Raw genomic sequence first — 16009 nt, forward strand, 5'->3', positions numbered from 1 at the left:
CAATGAGTGCTGCCAGTGGCACGGAGCTGAAAACCGTTGGATCTGACATTCTGGAAAAGCCGTTATGAGCAGGGACTGGCAGTGCTGGAGCCGTTCTGGCCCTATATTGCCGCTGCCATCAGTCTTTCCCTGGCGATCTATGTGACTGCCCATGTGGCCCAGAACAAGCGCGATGCGCGGGCGGCGGCGGCCTGGACCGGGCTGGTGTGGCTGGTGCCGGTGGTCGGCGCGGTACTGTATTTCATGTTGGGGGTGAACCGTATCCAGCGTCGCGCCCGACAGCTCACCGGCGGGCTGATCGACACTGATGATGGCTGGCGGGTGGCCGCAGAAGCGGAGCCCACGGTGCCGCACCTGCAGGTGCTCAGCCGGCTGGTAGGACGCCTGACTCATTTGCCGCTCACGGATGGCAACGAGTTGGCATTACTGGATGCGCCGCAGACCTATCAGGCCATGCTGGAGGCGATTAACGGTGCCAGTGAGAGCATCTACCTGGTGACCTATATTTTTGGCAATGACGCTGCCGGCAAGCCTCTGGTGGATGCCCTGGCCGCTGCGGTCAAACGGGGCGTCAAGGTGAGGGTGCTGATTGATGGCATGGGCGCTCACTATTCCTTGCCGTCAGTGGTTTGGCGTCTGCGCCGTAGCGGGGTGCCGGTACAGCGCTTTCTGTACTCTCTGGCACCCTGGCGCATGCCCTATATCAACCTGCGCAACCACCGCAAGATCATGATCGTGGATCGCTCCCTGGGCTTTACCGGGGGGATGAATATCCGCGCAGGGTATCTACACAAACCGGCTCGCACCACGGATCTGCATGCTCGGCTTGAGGGGCCGGTGGTCGGCCAGCTGTTGCGAAGTTTTGCGGCCGATTGGGTCTTTACCTGCGGGGAAGTGCTGGAGACCAGCTACCGTGGCCCTGCCCAAGTGGGCGACGTACAGGCCCGGGGTATCAGTGCGGGTCCGGATGCAGATTTCGACAAGCGGCGTCTGACCCTGCTGGCGGCCATCGGCAGTGCAGAGCGCCGTATTCGCATTGTCACTCCCTATTTCGTGCCGGACCTGACCTTGTTGGCGACCTTGCAGCTGGCCATCCTGAAAGGCGTGGAAGTGCAAATTGTGGTGCCACGACGGAACAACCTGCGAATGGTGCACTGGGCCAGTATGCACGCCCTGCACTGGCTGGTGCAGGAAGGTGCGCAACTGTGTCTTTCGGCAGCACCTTTTGATCACAGCAAGGTGATGACCGTGGATGGTCACTGGGTGATGCTGGGCTCCGGCAACTGGGATGCGCGCAGTCTGCGCCTGAATTTCGAATTCGACCTGGAATGCTACAGTGACAGTCTCGCCGAGAGGGTGGACCGGTTCGTGGATAGCCGGATAGCGGCGGGGTACGCCATGGATCTGCAGGGATTCAGGCAAATTGCCCCTTGGCGCCGGGTCCGCAATGCCCTGGCGCACATGATGGAGCCCTATCTCTGAATGTTCGATGGCACTTTGCCATGATAAATGTGGCCCGTGTCACGCTACGGCGGCTACCGTATTTCACCGGACAAGCAGTCTCGCTAGAGTGCGTGCAGGTTCTCTTCCCGCCTGGGGAGTGCACGAGGAGTGCCGGAAAAATAATGAAAATACTTCTGACCCTATTGCTGATGCTGGCGCTGAGCCCTGTCACCCACGCCAATCAACCGGACCCGGAACCGGAATGGATCCTGGTGACTGACCGTGATGGTGTGCGGGTCTATCGGCAGGATGAAAAAAGCACCCGGTTGAAAACCTTTCGCGGCGTCGCCCGGATGCCGGTGGATGACTTCAAGGCCATCGGTGTGCTGATGGATGACTACGATGCCGTGGCAGGTTTCATGCACATGGTGTCGGAAATCCGCGATGTGAAGCGTTTCTCCCACTACAAGCGCGATGTCTACATCACCACTCAGTTACCGTGGCCGGTCAGTGACCGGGACGCGCCCCTGCGCGTTTCCTTCTACCAGGAGCCAGACTCCTATGACTTGATCATGCCCATGGCGCTAAATCCCGGGATGCCTGAGCAGAGCGGGTATGTGCGCATGCCGCAGATGCAGGGCTATTACCGTTTTTCCCCGGTGGCACCCGGGGAGGTGGAAGTGACCATTGAGGTGATACTGGATCCAGGCGGTGCCGTGCCTGCCTGGATTGCCAATATCATCCTGCGGGACATTCCCTATTTTTCCCTCAAGCGTTTGCGCCGTGTGATCAACCAGCCCCGCTTCCAGGGCGTGGATACCGGTTATTACCGGGTGCCGGAAAGCTGGAAGAACGCGGAGGAGGCCTCCGTGGCTAACGCTTCAGTGGAGAGCCCGGCCCCATAATGGCCCAGATGATCAGGCCGATCAGTGGCACAATCAGAATCAGCACAACCCACAGCACCTTGGCCATGGTTTCCGCAGAAGATTGAACAATCATCACGATGGCATAGATCGCTGCAGCCAGCAGCACCAGTCCCAGTAGTTTCATGCGTCCATTCCCGTCAGGTGGTTGTTCCATCAATGTCGGTCCCGTCAATGTAGACCAGAGCAGAGAAAGGGTAAACCTGCACTACCGGGGAGCGGGGGCGTAATGTCAGGGGGAAGTGGCGCCCCGGAGATGATTCGAACATCCGACCTAGCGCTTAGGAGGCGCTTGCTCTATCCAGCTGAGCTACCGGGGCAAAGAGCGAAAGATTGTACTGGGTTTCATCGTTGGTGCCAGTCTCCGGGGAGCAAGCGTCTCTTTACAGCGCTTGCTCGCCCTCCGGGCGCCGGCAAAGCGGCGGTATCCGCTTCGCGTTCGTTCGGCCAAAGCACGCTTTGGCCCCCCCGAACTCACCCAGCTGAGCTACCGGGGCAAAGAGCGAAAGATTGTACTGGGTTTCATCGTTGGTGCCAGTCTCCGGGGAGCAAGCGTCTCTTTACAGCGCTTGCTCGCCCTCCGGGCGCCGGCAAAGCGGCGGTATCCGCTTCGCGTTCGTTCGGCCAAAGCACGCTTTGGCCCCCCCGAACTCACCCAGCTGAGCTACCGGGGCATGGCTGTTGATTGTAAGGACTTTCAACGGTGGCGCCAGTTTTCAGGAATCGGACGGTTATTTTTTATGCGAGAGGGGGGTAAGCAGTCGTTCAGTCAGTTGAATCTCCTGCAGACTCACCGGGCCCCTGCATGCTTGTTACCGTCTCGGGGGCACAATCTTGTCGAAACTCGAAACTCGAAACTCGAAACTCGAAACTCATAGCTCATAGCTCATAGCTCATAGCTCATAGCTCAATTCCCCCTTCACGTAACCTTTGCGACATTTGCGCATCCAATTGGTAGCATTGCGGAAATTTCATGACAGGTTAACTATGCAGGACACCCACGATCTTCTGGTGCGCAGTTCTACGGATTTTCCTCCCCTGCGCAGACAGTCCACTACCATCTTGCAGGTCAATCTCGGTTACCTGTGCAACCTCAGCTGTGTTCACTGCCATGTGAATGCCGGGCCGACGCGCACGGAATTGATGGACCTGGACACCGTGGAATTGGTGTTGGCGGTCATTCGTGAACGGGGGATTCAGGTACTGGATCTCACCGGCGGCGCACCGGAAATGAATCCTCATTTCCGCTATCTGGTCACAGAAGCGCGCAAGCTGGGGGTGGAAGTCATCGATCGCTGCAATCTCACCGTGCTGCTTGAAGAAGGGTATGAGGATCTGGCCGGGTTCCTGGCCGAGCAAGCGGTGCATATTGTGGCCTCGTTGCCCTGCTATCTTGAGGACAACGTCAACAAGCAGCGGGGCAAGGGGGTGTATCAGGGCAGTATTGAGGCGATTCGCCGCCTTAACGCGCTGGGGTATGGGGACCACTTGACCCTGGATCTGGTCTATAACCCCACCGGGCCTTCCCTGCCGCCCCCCCAGGCGGCACTGGAAGCGGATTACAAACGTGAGCTGGATGAGCGGTTCGGGCTGCGCTTCAACGGCCTGCTGACGATCACCAACATGCCCATCAGCCGGTTTGGCGCCGTATTGTTGGCCCATGAGCAGTTCAATGACTACATGCAGTTGCTAAGAGACAGCTTCAACCGGGAGACCCTGCCTGCGGTCATGTGTCGCAGTACCCTCAGTGTGGATTACCGCGGTTATCTGTATGACTGCGATTTTAACCAGATGCTGCACATGCCCCAGGGGAACCACGCTAGCCATCGCCATCTTTCCTCCTTGCTGGAACGTGACATGGAGGGTGAGGCTATCTATGTGGCTGACCACTGCTATGGCTGCACTGCTGGCGCAGGGAGCAGCTGTGGTGGGGCGCTGGGGTGACATCGGTCAGCGTCATCGTGCCGGTTCGCAATGAGGCGCCCCAGCTTGCCGATGTGCTGGCCAGTATCCGTCGCGCCCTCCGGGCGGGGGATGAGCTGATTGTGGTGGATGGCGGCAGTACGGATGGCAGCATTGATATTGCCGAGCGGCTGGCGGACCGGTTGCTGGTGTCGCCGGCCGGGCGCGCCAGACAGATGAATGCCGGCGCCGCTGCGGCGCGAGGGACTTGGCTGTGGTTCGTTCATGCAGATACGGAACTGCTGCCTCAGCATCGACATGCGCTGGAGACGTTACCTTCAGGGGCGTTGTGGGGGCGTTTCGATGTGCGCTTGTCCGGCAGCCGGTTGCTGTTTAAGGTAATTGGCGGGCTGATCACTCTTCGTTCCCGGCTCACTGGTATTGCCACCGGGGACCAGGCCATCTTTGTTCGCCGTGATGTCTTTGATGCACAGGGAGGTTTTGCCGACCAGCCCCTGATGGAGGATATCGCGCTGAGCGCAGCCCTTCGCCAGCAGGGGCGCCCCGCCTGTCTGCGACCGGTGCTGGTGACCAGTAGCCGCCGGTGGCAGAAACAGGGCGCCTGGAAAACCATCTGGCTGATGTGGCGGCTACGTTGGCGCTACTGGCGTGGCGAGGACCCGGCCAGCCTGCATCGGGACTATTATGGCTGAGCAGGACCTGTATGGCTGAGCAGAACAAGGCCCAGCGTGGCCGCAACCGTGATTTGCTGATTGTTTTTGCCCGGGCGCTGTACGCGGGACAGGTGAAAACCCGCCTTATACCGGCGGTGGGCGAGCGCGGGGCGCTGCGGGTGTACCGACAGTTGCTGGAGCGCACGCTGGCGGCTGCGCAACGCTTTCCCGGCGATGTGGAACTGTGGATCGACCGCCCTGATGTGAACCAGATGGCCCGTGCCCGTCGCTCAGGATGGACATGCCGGGTGCAACAAGGGGCTGATCTGGGGCAACGCATGGCGTTTGCGCTGGATCAGGGCTTGCAGAGCCATGACAGAGTGCTGCTGGTGGGCAGTGATTGCCCGTTGCTGGACAGAGCGTATTTTCAGCAGGCATTGCGGGCCCTGGCTGGTGCAGAGGTGGTGTTTGGCGCCAGTGAGGATGGTGGCTATGTGCTGCTTGGGAGCCAGCGTCCCGGGTTATGGAAACGGAATCCGTTTTCCGGGGTCAGATGGGGTACAGAGCACGCCTTGAAAGACAGCGTGTCGTCATTGCAGTCCCGCTCCCGCCGGCTGGCAATGCTGCCAGCGCTATGGGATGTGGATGAGCCGGATGATCTGACGCGGGCCATCAATGCAGGCCTGTTGGTCGGGTGAAGCGTTGCTTTCACACTTTCTCATTCCAAAGTGCGAATATCGGAATTGATGCACATAAGATTTAGTTCTTAGGTGAAACAATAACTAGCCGTAAAGGATGACGGAAGCGCTATGCCGGTTTCAGAGACACAACTTATCGATTCGGACATCGTCACGGAGCTGAAAGACGTGATGGGCGATGATTTTTCTGTGCTGGTGGACTCGTTTATTCGTGATGGCCAGCAGCGGTTACAGGCGCTTCAGCAGGCCCTGTCAGCACGGGACCGAGAGACGCTGCGGGCCCAGGCGCATTCCTTTAAGGGCAGCAGCAGCAACCTGGGGGCGCTGCAGGTCTGCGCCCTGTGCCTGGCCATGGAGACCCTGGCTGTCGAGGGCGATCTGAATCAGGCGCCGGAGATTCTGGAGGCGCTGCAGACGGCATTCGACAAGGCGTCCGAAGCGTTGAGAGAAATCTGAACCCGCCTGCCAAAACACCAGGCAAAAAAAACCCTCTTCCAAAAGTGGGGTGGAAGAGGGGGGTTGTGAGCGCTATTTCTAGCGCCTTGGGGGGATACTGGTTGAGCCTTGGGGTAACCCTCAGCTCATGGGAATAATGCTATCGATTCGCAGGCCGGGCTGCTGTAAAAACCGGTGAGGATTTGTAATAACTTGCCGCACTTTTACCGGCAGGATGTAGCAAGACGGTAGGACTTCCACCTTCCCGGGAGGCTATTTCACGCGTCCTTGTAAGATATTTCCTACAAATCTGTAGGAAATACCTGTCAATTTCCCCTGATTTCAAACGCTGGTTTTATGCTAACTTATTGATAAGTATGGCATTGACCGGAAAAGGGCGTTTTTTGATCAAAGTTTTAATCTTTTTTTTACCCAAATCCCAAAAATGCGTTGCTATAGTGGAATCGTGCTTAGGGACAAGAGCACAGGGACAAGCAGGGAACGCAAGACACGGAAGTCACGGTGAGCGCAAAAGGGTCAGGATGACTCGACGCAAAAAGGGCGGCAGGATGCCGCCCTTTTATTTTGTCTGCAGAAAGTGCTGCAGAAGCCAGCGCCACTTGGGGCATGGCGCTGTCTGGCAGAAGGAAGGCGTTAGCCTTCCCACTCGCGAACCAGCTTCTCGCGTTTGTTCGCAACACCGTCCCACTCTTCAGCATCGTCCGGTGCATCTTTCATTTCAGTAATGTTTGGCCACTTTTCGGCCAGTTCCGCGTTGATCTCCAGGAACTCCTGCTCGCCATCGGGCAGCTCATCCTCGGAGAAGATCGCGTTCACCGGGCACTCCGGCTCACACAGTGCACAGTCGATACACTCGTCCGGGTGGATTACCAGGAAGTTGGGGCCTTCGTAGAAACAGTCTACCGGGCACACTTCCACACAATCGGTGTGTTTGCAGTTAATGCAGTTTTCACCTACTACGAACGTCATAGCCTGTCCTCGCCAGGTGTCATGTCTTGGTCCAGCATCAAGCCGCTGATTATAGCAGCTTTTATGTGGTCTCACTTGGGGTGGCGCTAGTCTAGCGGCATGGCCTGAGGCAGGCAAACGCAGACTTGATATAAGGATATAGCTTGCACAGTCCGAAGAGGACAAAGGCGTTTTTACCACAGAGGGCACAGAGGCCCCCTTTCCGGACCTGAATGCCTTGCCCGACCGTAGGAGCGATGGTTCCACCGCGATTCGCGCAGCGAAACCGGTGCCCTCTGTGGTAAAACCGCCTTTAAACCAGCCCCTTGAGCTTGTACAGCGCCTCCAGCGCCTGCTTCGGCGTCAGGTCATCCGGATCCAGATCGGCCAGCGCTTGCTCGGCGGCACTGGGCTCGGCGAACAGGCTGGCCTGTGCGGGCGCGGTCGCCGGGGCGCTGGCGTTGGGGATGGCCGTGGGTGGGGCATCGTTTACCGTCAGGCTCTGCCCGGTTTCCAGCTCACGCAGCTTTTCGCCCGCCTGCTGGATCACGCCCGCCGGCACGCCGGCCAACTGGGCCACCTGCAGACCATAGCTGCGGCTGGCGGGGCCTTCCTGTACCCGGTGGAGAAACACGATACGGTTGTCATGTTCGCTGGCGGTCAGATGGGCGTTGTAGATGCCGGGCAGCTGCTCCGGCAGCTGGGTCAGCTCGAAATAGTGGGTGGCAAACAGGGTGAAGGCCTTCAGGTTGCGGGCCAGATGTTCTGCTGCGGCCCAGGCCAGGCTCAGGCCATCAAAGGTGCTGGTGCCGCGGCCGATCTCGTCCATCAGCACCAGGCTCTTGGCGGTGGCGTTGTTGAGGATGTTGGCGGTTTCCGACATTTCCACCATGAAGGTGGAGCGGCCACCGGCCAGATCATCGGAGGAGCCGATGCGGGTAAAGATGCGGTCCAGGTTGCCGATGCGGGCGCTGGCGGCGGGCACGCAGCTGCCCAGATGTGCGAGCAGGGCAATCAGTGCGGTCTGGCGCATATAGGTGGACTTACCGCCCATGTTCGGGCCGGTAATGATCACCATGCGGCGGGCATCGTCCAGGTGCAGACTATTGGGCACAAAGGCATCGTCCAATACCTGCTCCACCACCGGATGGCGGCCATCCACGATCTCGATGATGGCTTCTTCATCGACCAGTTGCGGGCGCACCCAGTTTAGCGCTTCGGCTCGCTCGGCCAGGGCGGCCAGCACATCCAGCTCGGCGACGGCCGCGGCGCAGCGCTGCAACGGGTGCAGGTCAGCGGCCACTTTTTCCAGCAGTGCTTCATACAGACGCTTCTCCAGGGTCAGCGCCTTGCTGGAGGCCGACAGCGCCTTGTCTTCGAACTCTTTCAGCTCGGGGGTGATAAACCGTTCGGCATTTTTGAGGGTCTGGCGACGCTGATAATCCACCGGCGCATCATCCGCTTCCCGGCGGGACAGCTCGATGTAATAGCCGTGGACCTTGTTGTATTTCACCTTGAGGGTGGAAAAGCCGGTGCGCTCGCGCTCACGGGTCTCGATATCCACCAGCACCTGGCCGGCGTTTTCGCTGATGGAGCGGAGCTCGTCCAGCTCCGCGCTGTAGCCGGGGGCAATCACACCGCCATCGCGGATCAGCATGGGCGGGTTCTCGATCACCGCCCCGCCCAGCAGTTCAACCTGTTCCGGGAACTGACCGATGCGTTCGATCAGCTCATAAAAGGCATCGGAGGCCGGCAGGGTGCCAATCAATGCCGGCAGCGAATTGAGGCTGGCATGAAGGCGCGTCAGATCGCGGGGGCGGGCAGAGCGCAGCGCCACCCGACCAAGGATCCGTTCCATATCGCCGATGTCGTTGAGCACATCGCGGGTGGACTCGAAACACCAGCCCTGGCGCAGGGCTTCAATCTGGTCCTGGCGCTGGTTGAGGGTGGTGCGGTTGCGCAGGGGCTGGTGTACCCAGCGTTTCAGCTGGCGAGCGCCCATGGCGGTTTTGGTGCTGTCCAGCACCCAGGCCAGGGTGTGCTGCTCCTGGCCATCCAGGGTTTCGGTCAGTTCCAGATTACGGCGGGTGGCCGCATCCATGGCCACGGTGTCGTCAAAGCTTTCCACCACCAGCCCGGTCACATGGGGCAGTTCGCCGCGCTGGGTTTCCTTGGCGTAACCGAGCAGGGCGCCTGCGGCGGCCACCGCCACCGGTGTGGGTTCACCAAAGCCGGCCAGATCCTGTACCTGGAACTGCTGGCTCAACTGACGGCGGGCAGATTCCTCATCGAACTCCCAGTCCGGGCGTTTGCGGCTGCCGGGCTTGTCCGCCCAGCGGCCGGGCAGGGACTTGGCTTCACTGTAAAGCAGCTCGGCGGGCGACCAGCCCTCCAGCAGCGCCTGCAGTTGTTCGCCGCCTTGCACCTGGGTCACCACAAAACGCCCGGCGGCCACATCCAGGCTGGCACAGCCATATAGCCCCTTGTCCTCATAGACAGCACACAGCAGGTTGTCGCGACGCTCTTCCAGCAGCGCCTCGTCACTGACCGTGCCTGGAGTAACGATGCGCACTACATTGCGTTCCACCGGTCCCTTGGCCAGCGCCGGGTCACCAATCTGCTCGGCAATGGCAACGGATTCGCCCAGCTTCACCAGCCGGGCCAGATAGCCTTCCGCGGCGTGGTAAGGAATGCCCGCCATGGGAATCGGCTTGCCGGCACTCTGGCCGCGCTGGGTTAGGGTAATATCCAGCAGCCGGGCCGCCTTCTGCGCATCACCGAAAAACAGCTCATAGAAATCCCCCATGCGGTAGAACACCAGCTGGTCCGGGTGCTCGGCCTTGATCGCCAGGTATTGCTGCATCATCGGCGTATGTTGGCTCAGGTCCGCGCTCACGCTTCCTCCGGGGGTATCAGTGACGGAAATCAAAGGAGGGATGATATAGGGATTGGAAGAGGGATTCATGGTTCATTCCTCTTCTAATCGGGGACACCCACAAATTAGACAATATCCTACACATGGAATGGCAGGCTTCTGATGGCGGGCAGTCTTTATGGTCAGTATTGTTGGGTCATGGATAAGCAAGGAGGCTGACCATGACTCGCGCTCGTTATACCCAGGTATCACTCGACTCTACTTCGTTCTACCACTGTATCTGTCGCTGTGTGCGGCGGGCCTTTCTGTGTGGCAAGGATCACTATTCCGGTCAGGATTATGAGCATCGCCGCCAGTGGGTGGTGGATCGCCTGGCGGTGCTGGCTGAGGTGTTTGCCATCGACCTGTGTGCCTATGCGGTGATGTCCAATCACTACCACCTTGTACTTCGTATCAATCGGCAGAAAGCCTTGTCCTGGTCGGATCGAGAAGTGGCCGAGCGCTGGATGCAGCTTTTTTGCGGCCCTCTTATCGTCAAGCGCTGGCTGAAAGAGGAGACAGGAGCAGCGGAATCCCTCAAGGCCCAGGAAATCGTTGGGCAGTGGCGTGACCGGCTTTACGACATGGGCTGGTTTATGAAGTGCCTTAATGAGCACCTGGCCAGACGAGCTAATGAAGAGGATTGCTGCAAAGGGCGCTTCTGGGAAAGTCGCTACAAGTGTCAGGCGTTGCTGGATGAACAGGCAGTTCTGCAGTGTATGGCCTATGTGGACCTGAACCCTGTAAGAGCTGATATGGCGGGCACCCCTGAAGAGTCCGAATACACGTCTATCCAGCAGCGTTCAGAAGCCATCAGCGAAGGTGATGGCGACAACAAGGCAAGGCCCGCCCTTCTTCCCATGGTCCACGCCGGTAATGCCGAGGCAGAGGATGAGGATACGGTGTGCCGCTTCCGACTGATGGATTATCTGGAGCTGGTGGACAGTACGGGGCGCGCTGTTTGTGATGACAAGCGAGGCGCAATCTCCGCACATGCGGCAGGAGTGCTGGATCGTTTGGGAATAGATGAGAAGGCATGGTTAGCCCATATGAGGCCTAAACAGCAACGGCAGCCCATTGCACTGGGTGCGTTGGATAAGCTGAAGGAGTACGCACAGATGACGGGTCGCAAATGGATTGCGGGGCAAAGCCTGGCGGGATGGTAAGTTGTTATTTTGGCTGATTAAATTTATGCGTGTCCCTGACTAAAGGAAAAAGGACGCGCGCAGCGCGTCCTTTCTTGGGTGTCACGGCGAACACGCCGCATCAGGCAATTGATTGATCCATTCGCGAATCAAGGCAACGCCTTCTTGATGAATCACACTGCGGCCCAATTCCGGCATCTTGTGCCGTGGGTCGGTGGTGTTCATGCGGAACAGCAGGTAAGACTCCTCTGCTGCGCCGGGGACCACATCGCCCAAGGGGTAATCGGGGCTGCCACCGGCAACTGGAATCTTGCAAGCGCCGAACCGGGTTGGGTCGTCTGCATATTCGCGGTTGTATTCCAGCTGCAAACCACTGCTGCCAGCCGGGCCAGCGTACTGCGGCTCGGGCAGGGTCAGCTCGGAGCGGTGACAGTGGGCGCAGTTGATGTCCAGATACGCCTTGGCGGCATCATGCAGGGCTTCCGGCGTCAGCAGTACCGGGTCCTGGGCGTTGCTGAAGAGCGGCGCTTGTGACACCTCGCTCATGGATTCGGGCAAACCCTCCAGCACGCCCTGTTCTTCCCAGTAAGCCAGTTGGTTCCTGTTGTATCCCTCATAGTCGAAGTCTTTGTTCAGGTACCGGGCCTTTGGACCAATGGGCTTGAAGATCGGTTGACGTTGGTCTTCCGAGCCTTGCAGCAACGGCACAACGGAGTGACAGGAAGTACAGGACGAGGCTTTCGGCACTGCATAGGTGAAGGTGAGGGTCTGACCGTTATGCAGCGTGGTCATGTTCTCCACGCTTTTGCCGGCGATGGCCAGGGTGGCATCCGCTTCTGTGTCCCAGTAGTAAGGACGGGCGACCCAGCCATTTTCGCGATGAATCAGCAGACGGGTTTCAATGATGGTTTCGTTCTGGCCACGGTTGGCGGTGTCCGCCGGCATCGCAAAGGTTTTCACCAGCACCGTACCCACAGGAAACTCGAACGCTTCGTGTTCACTGTAGGTGGCCTTCTCTCCTTCAGGAATGAATACAAACCGGTACTTGCTCGCATAGTCCGTGAAGAGCGGCGTGGACAGGTCGTAGGGAATTCCGCCGGCGTTCGGGTTGCGGGTGGGGTCGGTGCGGTCAGCAAACAGATTGTAATCCGACAGCTTTGCACAGTTTTCGTTGAGTAACGCCCCCCAGTTCACCCCGGAGGTGGTGCCACCGCACTCGGCGGTTTCCGCGGGCTCGGACGGGTCGGTTGTTTCGGGCACATAACGGACACTGTCATCCTTGTTGATGGTGAGCCCGTCTTTGCCAATGTCCACGTCGCAGGCGCTGAGCGCAGACAGGGCCAGGGCAAAGACCGTGCTGCTGAGCGCACGCTTGCTAAATGTTGAGTTGTTCATGGTAACCACTCACTCAATCGATTCTCGTTGCGGCATGGTGATGACGAAGAGGCGAACCACTGTCCGCCTCGTTCTCATGCCAACCGGATTAGAGGGCACATGCCGCTTCGGACAGATCATCACCCGTGCAGCCATAGGTCACGCCGTTGATGCTGACGGTGGCGGGGGGCAGACGGTTGTGTGCACAGTTCAGGAGCGAGGAGCCGATCATGGGCTCGATCAGCAAGCTGGGTGCGGGGGCGGTACCCGCCGCATTCCAGTTGGCCGGGTTCATTGGATCGGTGCCGAAAACCTGGCCGGTGTTGACGTCGTCGTAGGTGGTGGCCGGGTTGCCGTTCACATTGTTATTGGCACAGATCTGGTCTTCCGCGCCGTAGGGCTGATAGCTGACGCCGTCTGCTTCGGCTTGAGAGCCGGCAGGAATGAAGTCCTGGAACGCTGTCAGTTGCCCCGCGTTGGCGAGCAGTTCACCCACGCCATCATAGAGAATGGCCGGGAACACCTGGGCCATGCCGCTGGCGTTATACGGGGAGGTATAGCCGTTGATGATATCCACCAACAGCGTGCCCTGCGGATTGGTGCTGTTACGCGCGATAAAGTTATTGTGGGCGTAGACGTTGCGCACCAGCGGGGTCCAGCCATTGGTCATGGCCTGTCCGTACTTGGCGGGGTAGTTGGCCAGGTCATCGTCTGCCAGCAGATAGCTGGCGATGGCGATCGCGGTGGTGTCGTTATCGGTGATGTCGTTGTTGAAGATTTCCACGTCACTGGTGGCGAACACCAGGATGCCGGTGCCCGGAGGCGCAATGGCTACCGCGCCGGCCCCCACATTGGGTGCGTTGTTCGCATAGGCGGTGTTATTGAAGACACGAACATTGCCGCCATAGGCATTGGTCAGGCCGGGCAGGTCAAAAACCAGAATGCCGGCGGTATTGCCGGTGGCCATGTTGTTATACACATCCGCATTCAGGGTGTTTTCCACTTCGATACCTGCCACGTTGCGTACCGCCACATTGTCACGGATCACCACGTCGCTGGACTGCCCCACATAGATGCCCGCATCCGCGGAGCCTGCGGCATAGTTGTGTTCCAGCAGCACATTGCGCGATTGCAGCGGGTACAAACCATAGGCGCCATTGTCGGATTCCAGGGGCCCTTCCCAGACGGTGGCGGTATAGGCGAAATGCACACCGCTGGCATTGGTGACCTTGATGGCGTTCTTGTTAGACTCATATACGCCGAAATCGCGGATGGTCAGGTTAGAGCCGCCTTCAAAACGGATGGAGTCGTCGCCGGTGGAATCGCTGAAGTCCAACTTGGTTTCCTTGATGCCATGGCCGGTCAGGACCACGCCGCTGGCGCTGTTAACGGTGATGGTTTCAGAGACGGTAAACTCACCCCGGGGCAGGACCACGACCGCATTCTCCGGCAGCTCGAACAGGGCAACCAGCAGATCTTCGGTGATATCGTCGCCACTCTCGGCGTCCGGTGCTACAAAGATGGCGTCACAGGGGAAGGCGAAGCCGGAAGTGCTGGTGCCGGCGTCACAGCTTTCAACCGTGCCCGAGTTTCCGGTGTTGCCACCGCTATCGGGACTGCTCTTTGTCTGGGTGATCTCGTCACCCTCGTTAACGTCAATACAGCCTGTCAGCAACAGCGAGCTGGACAGCACGCCGGCAGCAAATGCCGGTAACGCTTTGCGGCTCATCCGGTTCTTCATCATGGTGGTTCTCTCCCGACTCGTTATTTTTCCATCCTGAGCGCCTTCGGTGGCGCTAAGAATTTTGTACTAGGGAAAACAACCTATAGAACCCGGGGAGAGAGCCCCAACGAGAAGCGCTGTGCAAACCTGAAAAGCGATGTGCAATACGTGACAGGCACCATGCAAAAGTTAAAAAACCACTGAGTAAATCCTTTAACTGACTGTTTTTATTGGAGGATTAGGCTTTGTCGCGGATCGGCGGGAGTGGCGCCCAGAAAAAGGCCTTCGGTAGGCGCGTGGGCTATTGCTGCGTTGGCGGCGCGATTCCATACCAGGATCAAAAGCGTTTTCATCGCGGAGAGTGCAGGGTTCAAAGAGCCCCCCGGTTTTCTTCCTGAACGCAGTGGCCTTTGTGGCAAATCGGTATCAACAGCTATCGCGCCGCCACCGAGCGTAGCGAAGGAACGCCCGCAGGGTGGCCCGAAGGGTGAGCGGAGCGAATAACCGACGCTCCTGCGGAAAGGGTGGGAGGAACTGATCGGGGTTATTCAGGTAAGTTGCGAAGCACCCAAATTGGGGCTTGTGACGGGAGGGTTTAACGTCGGTCGATGTCGCCCTTTGTATGATGCCTGAGGGGTTGGGAGCGGGCTCGCAAGGACAAAACGTCGGCAAGCCTATTGGCGAGACTGACGATACTCGGTGGGGGTTTGCTGTTTGAGCTCCTTGAAGGCCCGGTTGAACGAGCTCAGCGTGCGGTAGCCGATATCCAGGGCAATATTCTGAATCGGGGTGTCCGGTTCAGTGACCAGACGGTTACAGGCTTCTTCAATGCGCATCTGGTTCACGTAATCATTGAAGTTGCGATAGTTGAACGTACCGTTGATGATGGCCCGCACCCGGTATTCGGGAAGGGACATCCGCTCGGCCAGCTTTTTCAGGGTTAACTTCTCGGTCCGGTAGAAGTGTTCCTCTTCCATGAGCTGCCTGAGTTGTTCCGCCATCTCATGGCTCGGGTCCGTCTCCGGGGCCGGCTCGGTTTGCTCGATGGCCGATGCGTGGTGAGCCTCATTGTTGCCCGGTGTGGTAGCGACTGACTGCATGTCCAGCAGTACGCCATCCTGCCCCTTGAGCAAAAGGAACCCGACCAGCAAGGTGGCCAGGCCCACCATGCCGGCAACCAGCTTGCTGGTATCCAGCCCATGGTTGAGTGACACGGTGACACACAGCAAGGTGGCGCCCACGGACACCAGCAGGGCGAACCGGAGCTTCCTTCGCCCTTCAACCAGGTCATTGCGCCAATGCACTGCGGTGATCCATAGCCCACTGAGAATGAGGATGTATTCCGCGAACTGGGGCACCTTGAAGCCCAGCCAGTGCAACCACCAGGCGGCTTCAGGATCTGCACCACCAAACGGTCTGCTCAGGGCCGGGGGGATGAAACTATACAGGGCCAGTACCACCCAGACCGGGTTGGCCCGGGGTCTGGGGGAGAACGCCAGCAGGCACAAGAGCCAGAACGCTGCCGGCAGGGTGGTCATGATATCGCCCAGCAACCACTGGTATTGCTGTCCTGCTACCCGGCTGGAGACGAAGGCGGCAGCGGCAAGCAATACCCACAGAAACACCTTGCCCACCAGCAAGTGCCGGAAGTCGCGCAGGACAACAAGAAAGACAACGGCAAGACAGCCAAGACTAAAGCCCGTGAGTAGTTGCATGCTCACTCAATGCGTTATTGGTTATTGTGGGTGAGCAGAATAGCACCAAAACAAGGGGATAATCTTTCCGTGCTTCCGGGAAATCGGTGAGCCT

General features: G+C 58.8%; 13 protein-coding genes and 1 tRNA gene. 7 read left to right on the forward strand and 7 right to left on the reverse strand.

The genetic code is table 11. The features are described from left to right. The first annotated feature begins 36 nt into the window (after positions 1–36). Both HF945_RS04265 and HF945_RS04270 read left to right on the forward strand, forming a co-directional pair. Positions 37–1482 (forward strand): phospholipase D-like domain-containing protein, encoded by a 1446-nt coding sequence (locus HF945_RS04265; protein ID WP_290524514.1) that lies wholly within the window; start codon positions 37–39, stop codon positions 1480–1482. A 143-nt stretch (positions 1483–1625) separates the two neighbouring features. Then, positions 1626–2348, forward strand: coding sequence for an START domain-containing protein (locus HF945_RS04270; RefSeq protein WP_290524515.1), 723 nt, complete (start codon positions 1626–1628; stop codon positions 2346–2348). Here HF945_RS04270 and HF945_RS04275 read toward each other — a convergent pair. Next, a complete protein-coding gene (locus tag HF945_RS04275) occupies positions 2317–2493 on the reverse strand; it encodes a PLDc N-terminal domain-containing protein (protein ID WP_290524516.1) in 177 nt (58 codons plus the stop codon). The genes HF945_RS04270 and HF945_RS04275 overlap by 32 nt on opposite strands. A 116-nt stretch (positions 2494–2609) precedes the next feature. Then, positions 2610–2686, reverse strand: a tRNA-Arg gene (locus HF945_RS04280). A 667-nt stretch (positions 2687–3353) separates the two neighbouring features. Between HF945_RS04280 and arsS the strand changes: the two genes are divergently transcribed. The 4 genes from arsS (at position 3354) to HF945_RS04300 (ending at position 6096) form a co-directional block, all read left to right on the forward strand. Continuing rightward, positions 3354–4310, forward strand: a complete 957-nt coding sequence (gene arsS, locus HF945_RS04285; RefSeq protein WP_290524517.1) for an arsenosugar biosynthesis radical SAM (seleno)protein ArsS — start codon at positions 3354–3356, stop codon at positions 4308–4310. After that, a complete protein-coding gene (locus HF945_RS04290) occupies positions 4307–4981 on the forward strand; it encodes a TIGR04283 family arsenosugar biosynthesis glycosyltransferase (RefSeq protein WP_290524518.1) in 675 nt (224 codons plus the stop codon). The genes arsS and HF945_RS04290 overlap by 4 nt, the downstream gene beginning before the upstream one ends. An 11-nt stretch (positions 4982–4992) precedes the next feature. Then, a complete protein-coding gene (locus HF945_RS04295) occupies positions 4993–5640 on the forward strand; it encodes a TIGR04282 family arsenosugar biosynthesis glycosyltransferase (protein ID WP_290524519.1) in 648 nt (215 codons plus the stop codon). Between the two features lie 111 nt (positions 5641–5751). Beyond that, positions 5752–6096 (forward strand): Hpt domain-containing protein, encoded by a 345-nt coding sequence (locus HF945_RS04300; protein WP_290524520.1) that lies wholly within the window; start codon positions 5752–5754, stop codon positions 6094–6096. A 633-nt stretch (positions 6097–6729) separates the two neighbouring features. Here the strand turns inward: HF945_RS04300 and fdxA are convergent. After that, entirely contained in the window at positions 6730–7065 is a 336-nt protein-coding gene (gene fdxA, locus HF945_RS04305; protein WP_290524521.1) for a ferredoxin FdxA, read from the reverse strand. 292 nt (positions 7066–7357) lie between these two features. Continuing rightward, on the reverse strand, positions 7358–9910 hold the full coding sequence (gene mutS / locus HF945_RS04310) for a DNA mismatch repair protein MutS (RefSeq protein ID WP_290525389.1): 2553 nt from the start codon (positions 9908–9910) through the stop codon (positions 7358–7360). Between the two features lie 230 nt (positions 9911–10140). On the opposite strand from mutS, the gene HF945_RS04315 reads away from it, so the two are divergent. After that, on the forward strand, positions 10141–11124 hold the full coding sequence (locus tag HF945_RS04315; RefSeq protein WP_290524522.1) for a transposase: 984 nt from the start codon (positions 10141–10143) through the stop codon (positions 11122–11124). An 81-nt stretch (positions 11125–11205) separates the two neighbouring features. Here the strand turns inward: HF945_RS04315 and HF945_RS04320 are convergent, their stop codons facing one another. The 3 genes from HF945_RS04320 to HF945_RS04330 form a co-directional block, all read right to left on the reverse strand. Continuing rightward, entirely contained in the window at positions 11206–12498 is a 1293-nt protein-coding gene (locus tag HF945_RS04320) for an SO2930 family diheme c-type cytochrome (RefSeq protein ID WP_290524523.1), read from the reverse strand. A gap of 88 nt (positions 12499–12586) precedes the next feature. Continuing rightward, positions 12587–14221 carry a parallel beta-helix domain-containing protein gene (locus HF945_RS04325; RefSeq protein WP_290524524.1) on the reverse strand — a complete coding sequence of 545 codons (1635 nt, stop codon included), beginning with the start codon at positions 14219–14221 and terminating at the stop codon, positions 12587–12589. 653 nt (positions 14222–14874) lie between these two features. After that, complete coding sequence (locus HF945_RS04330) at positions 14875–15915, reverse strand: AraC family transcriptional regulator (protein WP_290524525.1); 1041 nt, start codon at positions 15913–15915, stop codon at positions 14875–14877. Positions 15916–16009 lie beyond the last annotated feature (94 nt).

This window comes from Alcanivorax sp. (assembly GCF_017794965.1).
Taxonomy (GTDB): domain Bacteria; phylum Pseudomonadota; class Gammaproteobacteria; order Pseudomonadales; family Alcanivoracaceae; genus Alcanivorax.

Coding starts and splice junctions, on each gene's coding strand:
- HF945_RS04300 (WP_290524520.1), top strand. CDS start 5,752: ATGCCGGTTTCAGAGACACAACTTATCGATTCGGACATCGTCACGGAG.
- HF945_RS04320 (WP_290524523.1), bottom strand. CDS start 12,498: ATGAACAACTCAACATTTAGCAAGCGTGCGCTCAGCAGCACGGTCTTT.
- fdxA (WP_290524521.1), bottom strand. CDS start 7,065: ATGACGTTCGTAGTAGGTGAAAACTGCATTAACTGCAAACACACCGAT.
- HF945_RS04325 (WP_290524524.1), bottom strand. CDS start 14,221: ATGATGAAGAACCGGATGAGCCGCAAAGCGTTACCGGCATTTGCTGCC.
- HF945_RS04295 (WP_290524519.1), top strand. CDS start 4,993: ATGGCTGAGCAGAACAAGGCCCAGCGTGGCCGCAACCGTGATTTGCTG.
- HF945_RS04315 (WP_290524522.1), top strand. CDS start 10,141: ATGACTCGCGCTCGTTATACCCAGGTATCACTCGACTCTACTTCGTTC.
- arsS (WP_290524517.1), top strand. CDS start 3,354: ATGCAGGACACCCACGATCTTCTGGTGCGCAGTTCTACGGATTTTCCT.
- mutS (WP_290525389.1), bottom strand. CDS start 9,910: ATGATGCAGCAATACCTGGCGATCAAGGCCGAGCACCCGGACCAGCTG.
- HF945_RS04275 (WP_290524516.1), bottom strand. CDS start 2,493: ATGAAACTACTGGGACTGGTGCTGCTGGCTGCAGCGATCTATGCCATC.
- HF945_RS04270 (WP_290524515.1), top strand. CDS start 1,626: ATGAAAATACTTCTGACCCTATTGCTGATGCTGGCGCTGAGCCCTGTC.
- HF945_RS04330 (WP_290524525.1), bottom strand. CDS start 15,915: ATGCAACTACTCACGGGCTTTAGTCTTGGCTGTCTTGCCGTTGTCTTT.